Origin of the sequence: Pseudorhodoplanes sp., assembly GCF_046289595.1 — a bacterium.
Classification (GTDB): Bacteria; Pseudomonadota; Alphaproteobacteria; order Rhizobiales; family Xanthobacteraceae; genus Pseudorhodoplanes.
Genome location: NZ_JBKBVB010000001.1, coordinates 1 through 12994 on the forward strand (window position 1 = coordinate 1; position 12994 = coordinate 12994).

Here is a 12994-nt window from a genome sequence, read left to right on the forward strand (position 1 = left end):
AACCATCCGAACCGCACGGGCCCGGACCTCAGGTGAAAATTTACTGCTGGTCTGCTTCGTCATGGCTCCATCCTCTCAAGAGTTGGAGCCTCCGGCAAACCCGGGGCGGTTCAGATCGCTGATTGCCTGGAGCACATATTCATATGCGCCTACCCAATTTTGATTATCGTAAAACTCTTGAATTTGGATCAGTTGGGTCGACGAGAACGTATATCCTCCAGACATATTGTCCCCCCGCGATTTCTAGCTGCGCTTAGCTGATAGCATTTCAACGTACTCACGAACGCGCCCGTCAAGATGAACCCATTCTTGTATCGATGCATTGCTGTCGTCGAATGAATAGAAAATTGTTAGTTCGCGCCCATAGCGATATGCAGTTCGGCAGGTATGCCCCGCTCTCAAATTAGCGTTTTTCGAACACGCAAACACGATTGGTTCGTTATCAGAAGAACGAAGACCGAAATTGATGGCGTTATACAGAATTGCAGATCCTGTTTCGGTTACTTCAAAACCATCCCGCGTCCGCTTTTGAGGGTAAGTCTTCTTCGCTTCCATTAAGCGATTGAAAGTTGACTGAAAGCTGTCCAATGCCTTCCCTATTCTTATTTGATTTGGTAGCCCTTTGTGCCTAGTCCACTGCTCATATTGCGATGTACCGAGATTGGATTTGTAGGCTGAAATCTGAAAACTCAGCGCGCTTAATTCGTTCTGTTTTCGCCACAATCCCTCGTCTTTTCCGCTCGGTGATATGACGCTGCTGAGAAGAATGCGTGGGACTATGAACGTATGATCTGCGATAATAATTCTAACGCTGCCAATTCGATCTGGGGGATTAGATGATGCAGACTGCATAAAGACAAATATCCAAACTGCAGCGAAGGATACGGCCTTCAACAAGCGAAACATTTCGCGCATAGAGGTGGTCCCGCCTGGTGAGACAGTTTGGCGGCTCGGCTAAGGTGGATCGGGTTCGTTTTTAGGCCGCCAATTGCTCCGTCATTTCCGCCGTATCATAGACCTCGTCGGGTGTCCTGCCGCCGAAGGCCGAGTGCGGGCGTCGCCGGTTATAGTAGTCGATCCAGGAACCGATGCCGCTGCGCGCATGGCTGCCGGTCTCGAAGGCATTGAGGAAGACGCACTCGTATTTGAGGCTGCGCCATAGCCGCTCGATGAAGACATTGTCCATCCAGCGGCCGCGCCCGTCCATGGATATGCGGATGCCGGCGTCCTTCAGCGTCGTGGTGAAGGAGAAGCTGGTGAACTGGCTCCCCTGATCCGTGTTGAAGATGTCGGGTCTGCCATGGCGGGCGATCGCCTCTTCAAGAGCGGCGACGCAGAAGTCGGCGTCCATCGTGTTCGACAGCCGCCAGGCCAGCACCTTGCGGCTGAACCAGTCCATGATGGCGACGAGGTAGAGGAAGCCGCGCCGCATCGGGATGTAGGTCACGTCGGCGCACCAGACCTGATTGGGCCGCTCGATGCTCAAATGCCGCAGCAGGTAGGGATAGATGCGATGCTGTGGATGCGGCTCGCTGGTCTTCGGCGCTTGGTAGATCGGCGACAGGCCGATCTTGCGCATCAGCCGCCGGACCCGCTTGCGGCCCACGCACCAGCCCTGGCGGCGCAGATGCCGGGCCATCTGGCGCGAGCCATACCAGGGCATTTCCATGAAGGCCTCGTCGATGATGCGCATCAGCTTAAGGTTCTCGGGCGTCTCGCCGGCAGGCTGCCGATAGAACGAAGCACGCGAGATCGAGACCAGTTCGCACTGGCGGCGGATCGAGAGCCGGTTGTGATCGGGATCAATCATCATTCTCCTCCGATCCAGGCTCAGCGATCGAAGGCCTTGGCCAAAAAATCCCGCTCGACGACGAGCTGGCCGATCTTGGCGTGCAGCTTCGTCACCTCGGCTTCCCGGCCGACCTGCGCATCAGCAGCCTTGTCGTCAAACGCCTTGGCCAGGTTCTCGATGGCCTGCCGCTTCCATTGCGTGATCTGGTTCGGGTGAAGCTGGTGCTTCGTCGCCAGCTCCGAAATCGTCCGCTCGCCGCGGATCGCCTCAAGCGCGACCTTGGCCTTGAACTCGGCCGAGAACCGTCTGCGTGTCTTCATACTGGATCGTCCTTTTCATCGGTCAATCCACCTTATGCCCCTGTCTCACAAACCGGCACCACCTCTCATCACGCGAACCCCATAAGTAGATTATTGCGATGTTAGGGTCCGCACGATACTTGCGCAAGTGAATGTTGTGTGACGCGAGGTATTCTAATATTTGGTGTGGACATGTTTGTGAGAGCGAATAGCTCGCTACAAATTCATCGATCAAACTACGTCGCGAGTTTGCAAATTATGCGCGGCGCACATTCACCTGCTGAAGTGCAATGCTACACGAATAGATATTGCCACTATTAGACCGGTCATTGCGTAAAGAGGCACTGCGACAGGCCCGTGATAGACGAAGTTGATCGCGATGAAGGAAAGTCCTTCCAGGAAAATGAGCGGCAGGATGCCAGTTATTTTCCAGAGCGGCGGCTGCGGCTGATATTGAGCAATTGAGCCCAGTTGCAGGCAGAAGTTCCCGACCATGAAGCTTGCGGCCAATGTCAGAACGTAAGCGAGCGCGGCCCCTAAAAAAGATACCGTTTCGTGTCTTTGCGCGATCCAGCGCCAAAACAGCATGCCGACCAGCGCCGTGATTGACGGCATGATCCACCATGGCGCCCAGGGGCGAACTTTTTCCAAGGCACCGTCGAGCGTGACGCCTCCGGGCCGAAGCTCCAGTGGAATCCCGAGCGTCCCTACCCAAGTCCCATAGGCGCCCCAAAAGATGACGAACCCGGTCAGGAGCGTTCCCGCCCAGAGGATCGCGCTTGGGGCAGGCGAGCGTTTTTTAGCCGGCGCAGGGGCGTCCTGATCTGAAACTGCAGTCAAGGAGCGGCGTCTCCGGGGTTGATTTCTTTCCGTATTTCGCCGCGAACTCCGCGACCATGGCATTGGCGCGTTGAATCTCGTCCGCGGACAGCGTTTTCTTGAGCTCGTTCATCCGCGTGACGGCCTTGGGATTCTCGCCGCGCGAATTGGACAGGGTGTAAAGAGCGTAGGCCTGCACCGGATCGCGCGGGATGCCTTCGCCGTGATGGAGCGCCGTCGCATAGGCGAATGCGCAGGCGCCGTGCAGGGTCTGTTCGGTGCATTGGCGGAAGATGTCGACGCCGCGCGGCACATCCTGCTGACCGGAACGCTTGCCGTATTCCACATAGAACAGGCCGAGATTTTCCATCGCATGCGGCTCACCCTGCGCGGCGGCGCGTTCGAGCCATTGCAGAGCCTCTGAAGGATCGGCTGAAACTCCGCTGAGATATGGAAAGAGGCGCCAGGTGCCGAGCATGGCCTGGGCTTCGGCATGTCCCCTCTCGGCGGCCAGGACGAACAGACGTTCGGCTTCCTTGTGGTCCTGCGCCATGCCGCGTCCCACGAAATAGGATTCCGCGAGGCGGAAGGTCGACTGGAGATCTCCCCGGTCGGAGGCCGCCCGCAGATAGGTCGCCGCCCGCGCAGGATCGATCGAACCGATCCAGCCCGTGAGGTAGCCTTCGCCCAGCACGCGCAATGCGCTGATTTCGCCGGCTTTCGCAGCCCGCTCCAAATGGGCGCGGCCTTCCTCCACATTCCTGTTCAGTCCAGGCAGGCCGGTGAGGGTCATAATGCCGAGGAAACCCATCGCCTTCGGCTCGCCGCGCTCGACCGCCCTTTTCAGCAGGCCGATGCCGGTCTGGAAGGTGTCTCCGCCCCGCAACGCGATCAGTGCCAGCCCGCGCATCAGCAGCACCAGCCGATCATCGGGATCGGCCTCGTTCAGAAGATCGAGCGCGGCCTGATAGCGGCGAGCGCGATAGGCGTCGAGCGCCTGTGTCAACTGCGAACGCAACGGCTCTGGCGCCGCTTCAAAGTGCCGATGGTCCAGCTCGATTTCGCCAAGCGTGGGCGCGAGCGGAGCTTGGGTTTTCTTGCCGAGCGGCAGGGTTGCATTCTGCTTCGGTGCGGTCCGGATCTGAATGCCCGCTGCCTCTCCCACGTCTTTCAAGACAGCCGGCAGCTCCGGCGCGCCCCGCGCTTCCAGAAACCAGATGACGATACCGCCGATAATGGCGAACTCGACAAAACCGCGAAAGCTGCCGCGGGCGCGCCAAAGATCCCATGCCACCCGCCATGGGCTCCGGTAGCTGGTGCCAAGGACCGGGCTGGGCCGGTGATCGCTGCCAAGCGCGCTCATTGGCCGCTCACGCTGTCAGTTCGCTCTTCGCCGGCACCGCAGCCGGCTCGTTGCGGGCATCCAGCGCGATGGCCTTGGTCGACGCACCATCCGAAAGCAACCGGATGCGCGTTGCGCCATTGGCGCGCGCCTCGATCAGGCTGTCGGTCACCTCGCGCTCGATCTCGCGGGTGATGTCGCGAACACCGCCGTGCATCTGCTGGGAAAGTGCTTCCACCGCGTCCAGGAGGATTTTCGGATCGATGCCGCCGTCGGCGATCTCGAGACCGAACTGCCTGGCAAGGGTCTCGATCTCCAGCGCCACGACGCGGGCGATATCGAGCCCCTTCAGCGGACGGAAGGCGAAAACCTCGTCGATCCGCGAGAGCACTTCCGGCGCAAATTGCGCGTCCGCCAATGCCGCCTTGGAGAGGCGCGCGATCTCGTCCGGCTTGCCCCGGCTGTTCTCCGCGATTTCGCCGATCCGGCGGGACGCCGCATTCGTCGTGAGAATGAAGATTGCATCATTCGTCGGAACGCGGGCTCCGTCGCTGACCTCCGTCACAAAGCCGTCGTTCCAGGCGGTCAGGAAGCGCTTGTGAACGTCCGGATGCGCCTTCTCGAATTCATCTAGCAATACCACTGCTTCTGGACTGTCGCGCAACGCCGCCGTCAGCGCGCCATAGCTGGTCGAGCCGACATAGCCGCGCGCCTGTCCAAACAGGCTCGCCGCCGCGTGCGGCTGACCGAACTGGCTCATATCAAAGAAATGCAGATGGCTGCGATTGCCGTAGAGCTCCTGAGCAAGCACCTTCGCCAGATGCGTTTTGCCGACGCCCGGAGGGCCTGCAAGGCAGAACACCGCAAGCGGCTTGTCGCGACGGCGCGCCGCAATACGCCGGCGCAATTGAATGGCGATGGCCTCGACAGCTTCATCCTGGCCGATGACGCGGGCTTTGACGCGGCGCGCCAGATCATCTGCGTCTATCGTGATGAGCTGCTTGCTCTTGGCACGGTAGCTGTCTTCCAGCGCGGTGCGATTTGTCAAACGATCGAGCACATCCATGATGAACCTCGGTAGATAACGTCCATGAAAGAGATATGTGGCGACGGCCGCAATGGCGGCTCCCGTCACTAGCCAGAACGCAAGACTTGGCGACGCCGAATAGGCGGCAAAGATAAACATCACGATGATCAGCCGGCTGATCCACGGGCTCATAAGTCCGATCGGCATCATGGCGCGGCTACTTCGATGCGCTCGCCCGGTAACAAAATCCGGAGCGTGACCGGCCCGGCCCGAGTCGCAAGCGCAACCGTCACGCCGCCGCCAGCCCCATCTCGAACCGCCGTAATGCCGATAGGCGTGCCGGAAAGCGGAACGGCCACCGCCGTCCAGGCTTTGGTCAGGCTCACGTGTTGCACAAGCCCGGCGGCTTCCACCGCGACGATATCGCCATCGGGGTCAATGCTGTCGATGAATATGATCCAGCCCAGCCTTTGCCGGCCCTCAAGGACATCGCGCTTCACCTGCAATCTTTGCGCCTCGGGCAAATGCAGAACCGCAAGCGCTGCGGCTATATTAGCGTGATCGCCAGACGAGATCGGCGTGACGAACCCATCGCTAAGCTGAGAAATTTGGTTCGGCGCTTTAGCCGCCGTTTGGCGTTCAACTTTTGAAAAGCTCCATATGCCGATTGCCAAGGCAGCAACCAGGAATCCACCCAAACCCAATGTCGCCGGGCCCATACCAAGTGGCGGCGCCAGTACAGGATTGGCAATTCTTGGTGCTGGAAGCTGCTGCGGCTCAGACATACACTCACAACCTGCAAGAGATTGGCGCGTACTTTAGCCGCACAGATTGACGCGGCGTTTAAATGACGTTGTGAGCCTGTTGAGCACGCCAACTGTAGTTACCCAGTCGTCGACGGAACTGACGCAATTTTAGCAACGGGCATCAGCATCCCAGTCACAGCCGTTCAGACCCAGGCGTATGGATCGCTCCACGCCAGCATTCATGGCGGTTGGCCCGGGCAGACACAGACTTTGTGCGTGATCAGAGGGACGTGCAGATGGCGGCTCAGACTGCGCGTTCCGGCGGAACAACGTTGTTCTCCCCCGAGAAGGAACCGATTGGAGACCACCAAAGAGCCGACGTGGTCGATTGCCCCCAAGGGATACGAAAAGATGGTCTTCCTGCAGGAAGGGCATCTGATTACTATCATACTCTCATCATGAGAGAAGGTTGGACCAAAGACGCACTCCCTCCGCCAGTCACACCGCGACCAACATTCTCAGCGCCTTCACCGAGCCTGCTCGAAAGCCCAATAACGGCGGGCTTTCGCGATAAAACCTCCGCACTGCGCTGGCCCACTCGGAGCCCGCAATTTTCTCTCTTCGCCCGCTTCTCTCCAAACCTCACGACTTTGCGGATTTAGTACGGTTCTCGTAGGTTGTTGATTTTAATACGCTTTTGGAGAGGGCAACCTCCGCACTTTGAATGATTATTTCGCAGGGGCGAGAGAATCTGAGAGCGAACTGCGACGTTGTTATTGCAGGGCTTTTTGAACCGCTTGATACGAATGTGATGCGCGCTGCTTATGGGGATCTCGCACCGATGCTCGCGACCGCCTAGAGCCGAACACAGCCGCTGGACTACAGCCGGACAGTTGGGGAGCGCTGGTCTGTTGGAAAGCCCATGCGGCTCGCACGCTACGCACTAGGCGCAGGATAAGTCGGGCCGTCAGTAGGTGCGCGCTGCGGTAGCGAAACTTCGTCGAGATCGGCGATCCTATGTTCGATCTGCGCGACCACATGGCGCGAGAACGGCCCTAGATGGAGATAGAATGCCATCAGCGTCACAATGGAGCGCAATGAGTTTGGGTTGCTCGTCGCACACTGAACTAATATCCGTCGAAACGCGTCTGGGCAGTCCGGCAGATTGTCGATAATTCGCTGCACCGTGCTCTGGAATTTTCGTCTGGAATCCCCCGCTACGCCTTGTCGTTTTCGATTTGAATTATCGAGCAGGTTGGCCAGGCGCTGAAGGCGTCCAGCAAAGGCGGCTGGGTGGTAAACCCGCTCCAGGATATTTTTGTAGTCGGTAAGGACCTCCTGCCGCGGCCGGAGCGTGTCGAAATTCAAACCCAACGTACATTGATCCGCGCGGCTTGACGCAAATTCCGGCGGAGGATGCAGTCGGCCCTCTTTCGTGAGACGGCGAGCAAGTTGTGTGTTTGGCAACGCGTAGAGCAAGCCAACCATGCAGACGGGAATTGCCGCGTCCTCAATTAGAGCGACCATGGCCTCCGCCATGCCGCTTTTTTCGGTGTCGAAGCCCACTATGAAGCCGGCTGTCACGAACATGCCGGCTGCATAGATTTTGTGAATGCTGTCGGCAATATTGCGTCGGGTATTTTGCTTCTTGCTCATTTGAAAGAGAGTGTCGGGATCTGGGCTTTCGATACCCATGAATACACCGACGAAGTTTGCCTCATTCATCAGTCTGAGCAATTCTTGATCGTCAGCCAGATTGAGTGATGCCTCCGTAGTGAACTCGAATGGATAATCATGTCGCTCGAGCCACGCCTTAAGCTCGGGTAGGAACGCCTTTACTGCTTTCTTGTTTCCGATGAGGTTGTCGTCGACAAAATCAACATGTCCGCGATAGCCAAGCTGGTATAATTTATCGAGTTCAGCCAGCATCTGCGCATTCGACTTTGTGCGAGGAACGCGCCCGTATAGCTCGATGATATCGCAGAACTCGCAGGTGAAGGGACACCCACGAGAGAACTGCACGCCAACGTAAAGGTAATGATCGAACTTCAAGAGATCGAAGCGTGGGATCGGTGTCTTTCTCACATCAATCTCAAATTTCTTGGCTTGAAACACTCCCTCTCGCGCGCCCGCTTCCCATGCCGCCACGAACTCGCCCAATACGTCTTCAACCTCGCCAAGGACCTGAAAATTCGCCCTGGAATAGAAGTTCGGAACTGAGGTCGCGGCAGGTCCGCCAATGGTGACCGGCGTTTCACGCTTTCGGCAAACGTCGATGATTTCCAGCAGGTCGTCATGCTGGGGCAACATGCCACCAGTCATAACCAAATCTGCCCACTCTAGATCGCTCTCGGTGAGTTCTTCGACGTTTCGGTCGACGAGTCGGACCGACCAGGATGGTGGCAAGAGCGCCGCGACCGTGATCAGACCAAGCGGAGGGGTCGGATAGCGTGCTCCGAATATTTCGCAAGCAGCCGCGAAATTCCAAAAGGTTTCCCCGGAAAAGCGAGGATAAATCATAAGAACTCTGCACGCCCGAAATGCGATTACATTTGACTCGGACTGATCTGCATTGGGTGGACTGATTATAGCCATCGCTGCCCATATACATGGCTGTGATAGAAGCGGCTAGGATCATCGGTTGCGCATTCGTATTGTGTCATCGCTAGTGGCCTGGACCCGCTTCGCCGTTGACGACTGCGATTAATCCCCTCTCGTCAACGAGCGCACTGAACGCATCGAATGCAGCCTCGTCGGTCGAGAATTCCTCGGTCCAGATGATCGGAGAATCATGGCCATACGTCACTTCCGAAGCCCATCCGTCGCAATCACTCAGTTGGTAAACTTCGACCAAGACAGCGATGCCATCGCGGATAAATTCGCCCGACAGCGATGAATGGATAATCGTAAGAACGTCGGTCATAGAGAGCGGTATCACAAGTCAAAGAATAGCATTAACGGCATATTGTCCCAGTGCCTCATCAAAACCAATCTCGCTCTCGGGTTGAAAGTCAGACGATTAACGGCCCGGAATCGACAATTATAACATTGCGGCATCGCTCGATGAACCGCGGGGCTCAGACCAAATCATCAATCTACGAACTAAAGGGTTTGAGGACGGATTCTCCCTAGTCCGTCACGCGCAAAGTACCGTGAGGCCCCTCCGCTTCACGGGACGACCAGAAGGCCCGTGGCGCGCGGGCCGTTTTTTTTGCTTGGCACCGCTTCGAACATCTGCGTGGTTTGTTCCCATCTTTTTCCTGCCAGCGGTCCTTCGATGGCACCGCAGACGATCACGATGCTCAAACAGTGGATTTTGCCGCGACGTTTCTCGTCAAAGCAATCGCAAACGCCATGCGGGAAAACAAGGCCGTACCAAGAATTTTCGTTTCGACCCGTCCGAACCACAACGGCGCGGGAGGCTTTCGGCGACGCGCGCGGCGCACTGGACGAGATGTTTCCGGTAACCGACGCGCCCACTCTGCGCTGAGCATGAGACCGGCGAGCAGCAATAACTTGAAAGCGCCGCCTCACTGATCACACGACAAACGAAAAGCGTGGCCACCGTGATGACCGCGCTCAATCCAGTCGAGAGAACATTGTCACGCCGGCCCAATAGCTCGGACTCTTGGGGACGGAGTTAGGCTCTTCTGTGTTAGGCTGCTTCCGCCTTTTGTTTTCTGCGGCGCGCCGCCCAAACCATTGCTCCGAGGCCGCCGAGGAAGAGCGGGAGTGCCGCTGGAACCGGTACCTCGCTTGGGGTTTGGTATTCATAGGTTATGGAAAAACTCAGTCCGACGTCCGTAGACTGACGAATTGTTACGTCGCCTCCGAGCCCAGTTCCGCCAAACAGTTTGGTTGCAAGGCCGATTTACATTCGCGTCAGCCGAACTCGGGGCAAACCGCCGAAACCAGGTCCGGGCTCACGCGGTCTGACTCATCCTGACGATAGGTGCGGTGAAAAAAGTCCGCCCCCAGCAAGGCTCCAAGGGCGGACTCTCGTTCACGGACGCAATGTGGGACGTCGCGCCCGAGAGCCTTGGTTATCAATCAAGACTAGACGGAGATATTTACTTTGACATGTCCCATTTGGGATAGGTGCAGGCTTCATCGCGGGGCGGGATAATCAGTGGCCGCTCAACGTGGCAGTATCGCCTGCAAGGTTCTGTCGAATACGACCTTGGCGGTGTGTGTGTAGCGGCCGTTTGTAAAAGAGACGTCGACGAGCCAGAGCGTGCCCAGGGCAACGACGGTGGCGACAAGAATCTTCATCTAATGGGGTTGCCGTATTAAGGGAGCGGAAACCATGTTGGGTTATCCTTGGATCGGTCGGCGCCTAGCTCATGGCTCGGCCGGAGAAATCGCAATTCCCTTAAGCCCGGCCGGAGCCTCACCCGGCCGGGCTTTTGCCTAATGGATTCCTGACGACGCCCACCGTCTGTTAAGCACTGACTCGTAGCATGTTTCGCGGACGGCCACCTTCAAACCGTTCGCCCGCCCTTCGCAGTTTAACCGCATTTCTGCGAAGGGCGGGCTTCACTGCGAGGCGTGGGCTGTGGCGGCTAGGGCCGCCTGAACCAGCCCGGCCGGGCTTTTGTTTTCCAACTCAAGCGTCGTTTGTTTTGTAATTTTGGCGCTCATTGAGCGTGCGCCATGTGAATTCTTTACCACACGGACTGCAGAAAAAGCCTTTCAACGTCGGATGGCCATCAGCGCTCGATGTAGGCAATAGCCTGAGTTGCGTCTTGCAATCGGGGCAGCGAGGTGGCCAGCGTGAATTGGTGTAACCCATGACAATCGCCCGCAGGAGACCATTCTAGTTTTCGAAGAATGACCCGCAGGCTGTTAATGAAATTCGCGCGGGGTAATACAAGCCCCATTAAAATATGGTTATCCGAGGCATTCAGTAGCGCGGTTTCGCCACCCCTCCGCAAAAAGCCCGCACCGTGACCGCGCCTATTGCCGGCAGGATAAGTTTCAAGCTGCGATGGCTTCAGCTTTCTGTTTCCGCTTCTTGCGCCAAGCGATTACGCCGCCACCGATTAGTGCGGAGGCGAAGAGCGGGAGGGCCGTCGGCAAAGGCGTCTCTTTCACAACGACCACTTGCTCAAAATCGCCGCTGCCACTGAAGCTAAAGGGGGCCTCAAACCTTATACATCCAGTGCCAGTGCAGATAACTTGAGACACCCAAAGCAAGAAGCTAAAATTGACTGTAGGCTGATAGGTCCCCGGGTTCGCATAAGCGAAGTCTGCGAGCCACGTTCCGCGATCCACACCTCCAGCCACGCGGTCGCTAAACTCGAAAAGTTTGGTTTGGCCATCGCCGGAATTGATCTTTACGAACCCGCCTTGAAACGGGCTGGACACAGAGCCATCGTACCCAAAAAAAATCAGCAGAGAGGCCTCTTCTCCGGCGTGGATTGGAGATTCTACCGCTGTTGAGACGCTCATGCCGCCGATTACCGTGACGGCATACGCTTTTTGTTGATAGGCAAGGCAGAGGCACAGGCAAGCAAATGCAATAAGAAGTTTGCGCATGGCGTCACACCACGAGATGACCCAGTTCGACTCTATTCAAGCACACCATCTGAGGGTCTGAAAGCTCGCTCCAAACAATCCGCAAAGCGATACTGACCGACAGCGATGGGTTGGAAGCCTGCACTGCCGAACAGTCCGACTTGTCATCAATCTGAAACGTAAGTTTTCGAAACTGGGAGGCGGGGCGATTTCGTTCCCCCTCGAACCTTTCTAGGCCCGCAGAGAGCGGGCCTATTTTTCATTCGTGCCACAGTCTGAACAAAGTCTGTCTTGGCTGCACAAAATGCGCTCAGCGTGAGCGCGGCCCGTATCCTGCGCGACGCTCAACTCACGTTAACCGGCTGGGAATTAGTTCTGGACATCCTTGTCCGGTCGGTACTCTCATGTCCGACTGAGTAAAATCGCAATTACCTTAAGCCCGGTCGCCGCAGCGGCCGGGCTTTTGCTTTCGGCTCGGTTCATCGGCGTGCATTTCTTGTGATCAACTCGCGCAAAACGGGAATTATTTATTGATATTCATCATCATGGGCCATAACCTATTCGAATGCGGCTTACTAATTATCTGACGAAAATGGGTAAAAGGGTAATCGGTGCGATCGCGCTTCCTAGAAACCTCAAGGAAGCCGAAGTCGAAGCGGCTCGGGCTGCTCACGACGCGGGCGGACAGTTTCGGAATTTTTATGTGAAATCGGTGCTGCGCAGCGTTTCCGACGGGCAACCGCATTCCACCATCGGCGGACATCTCAAGAACGGTCCCTTCGAAGCCGCCGGGGTAGATGAGTTTAAATTCCTGTTGGAACTCGGGCTAACCAGAAATAGCGTGTGTATCGATTATGGCTGCGGGACGCTGCGCATCGGTCAGCACGTCATGCAGTTTGTTGCGCCCGGAAACTACTGGGGCCTAGATATCGACGAGGAATTGTTGAAATTAGGGGAAGGGCTGGTCGGCAATGCCCTCATCTCGGAAAGGCGACCAAACCTGCTTTGCATCTCTGACACGTCAATCGCCAACGCGGCCAAAGCTAATCCAGATTTTGTGTTTTCGTGGAAAGTCTTGCAGCACGTCCATCCCGACGAGTTGCATGACCACTTGCGGGCATTCTGCTTGCTGATTGGTCGCAATACGAATGCCTTTATTTGCAGAACCAAGTGGCATGAATCTCGGACGCTTCGCTATAAGCTGAAAGGCTGGGCGCACAGCTTGACGACCGTCCGTTCAATTACCGATGACCTTGGTATTCAGGTCGAAGTCGTGACTTGCAGACATAAGTATTTGTCTGATGAGGGATCGGATGGCGCGAAGGCTGGGACGCTGCGGCTTAAGCGCAGCACGCCCCGAATTTCTTGACGGTCGAAACCAATTTTAGCGAGTCATCCGGGCGCATTGAAAATCAGCCGCAAGACCCGCAAGCGGTCGGGCTTTTGCTTTTT

General features: G+C 56.9%; 13 protein-coding genes. 1 reads left to right on the top strand and 12 read right to left on the bottom strand.

The annotated features are described in order from the left end of the window. Positions 1–243: 243 nt before the first annotated feature. The 12 genes from ACK41X_RS00005 to ACK41X_RS00060 all read right to left on the bottom strand — a co-directional run bounded on the left by ACK41X_RS00005 (position 244) and on the right by ACK41X_RS00060 (position 11563). Positions 244–915 (bottom strand): hypothetical protein, encoded by a 672-nt coding sequence (locus tag ACK41X_RS00005; RefSeq protein WP_409717538.1) that lies wholly within the window; start codon positions 913–915, stop codon positions 244–246. 61 nt (positions 916–976) lie between these two features. Next, positions 977–2112, bottom strand: a protein-coding gene (locus tag ACK41X_RS00010; RefSeq protein WP_409717541.1) for an IS3 family transposase whose coding sequence is annotated in 2 segments (ribosomal slippage) — positions 977–1842 and positions 1842–2112 — 1137 coding nt in all. Because the reading frame shifts where the segments join, the coding sequence is not laid out codon by codon here. A gap of 252 nt (positions 2113–2364) precedes the next feature. Then, the gene (locus tag ACK41X_RS00015; protein WP_409717544.1) at positions 2365–2931 is read right to left on the bottom strand and encodes a hypothetical protein; all 567 of its coding nucleotides are present in this window, start codon (positions 2929–2931) and stop codon (positions 2365–2367) included. Beyond that, positions 2891–4204, bottom strand: coding sequence for a tetratricopeptide repeat protein (locus ACK41X_RS00020; RefSeq protein WP_409717547.1), 1314 nt, complete (start codon positions 4202–4204; stop codon positions 2891–2893). Before ACK41X_RS00020 ends, ACK41X_RS00015 begins: the two co-directional genes overlap by 41 nt. A gap of 76 nt (positions 4205–4280) precedes the next feature. Further along, a complete protein-coding gene (locus ACK41X_RS00025; protein ID WP_409717550.1) occupies positions 4281–5489 on the bottom strand; it encodes an AAA family ATPase in 1209 nt (402 codons plus the stop codon). Then, positions 5486–6064 carry a hypothetical protein gene (locus tag ACK41X_RS00030; protein WP_409717553.1) on the bottom strand — a complete coding sequence of 193 codons (579 nt, stop codon included), beginning with the start codon at positions 6062–6064 and terminating at the stop codon, positions 5486–5488. The genes ACK41X_RS00025 and ACK41X_RS00030 overlap by 4 nt, the downstream gene beginning before the upstream one ends. 897 nt (positions 6065–6961) lie before the next feature. After that, positions 6962–8545, bottom strand: a complete 1584-nt coding sequence (locus ACK41X_RS00035) for a DUF4070 domain-containing protein (protein ID WP_409717556.1) — start codon at positions 8543–8545, stop codon at positions 6962–6964. A gap of 145 nt (positions 8546–8690) precedes the next feature. Then, positions 8691–8948: a hypothetical protein gene (locus ACK41X_RS00040; RefSeq protein WP_409717559.1), complete on the bottom strand. Its 258-nt coding sequence runs from the start codon at positions 8946–8948 to the stop codon at positions 8691–8693. Positions 8949–9193: 245 nt separating this feature from the next. Further along, positions 9194–9505 carry a hypothetical protein gene (locus ACK41X_RS00045; protein WP_409717562.1) on the bottom strand — a complete coding sequence of 104 codons (312 nt, stop codon included), beginning with the start codon at positions 9503–9505 and terminating at the stop codon, positions 9194–9196. 175 nt (positions 9506–9680) lie between these two features. Next, positions 9681–9896, bottom strand: coding sequence for a VPLPA-CTERM sorting domain-containing protein (locus tag ACK41X_RS00050; RefSeq protein ID WP_409717923.1), 216 nt, complete (start codon positions 9894–9896; stop codon positions 9681–9683). A 266-nt stretch (positions 9897–10162) separates the two neighbouring features. After that, positions 10163–10297 carry a hypothetical protein gene (locus tag ACK41X_RS00055; RefSeq protein ID WP_409717565.1) on the bottom strand — a complete coding sequence of 45 codons (135 nt, stop codon included), beginning with the start codon at positions 10295–10297 and terminating at the stop codon, positions 10163–10165. Positions 10298–11002: 705 nt separating this feature from the next. Further along, positions 11003–11563 carry a hypothetical protein gene (locus ACK41X_RS00060; protein WP_409717568.1) on the bottom strand — a complete coding sequence of 187 codons (561 nt, stop codon included), beginning with the start codon at positions 11561–11563 and terminating at the stop codon, positions 11003–11005. Positions 11564–12134: 571 nt separating this feature from the next. Here ACK41X_RS00060 and ACK41X_RS00065 point away from each other — a divergent pair. Next, positions 12135–12911, top strand: a complete 777-nt coding sequence (locus ACK41X_RS00065; RefSeq protein WP_409717571.1) for a hypothetical protein — start codon at positions 12135–12137, stop codon at positions 12909–12911. The last annotated feature ends 83 nt before the right edge of the window (positions 12912–12994 follow it).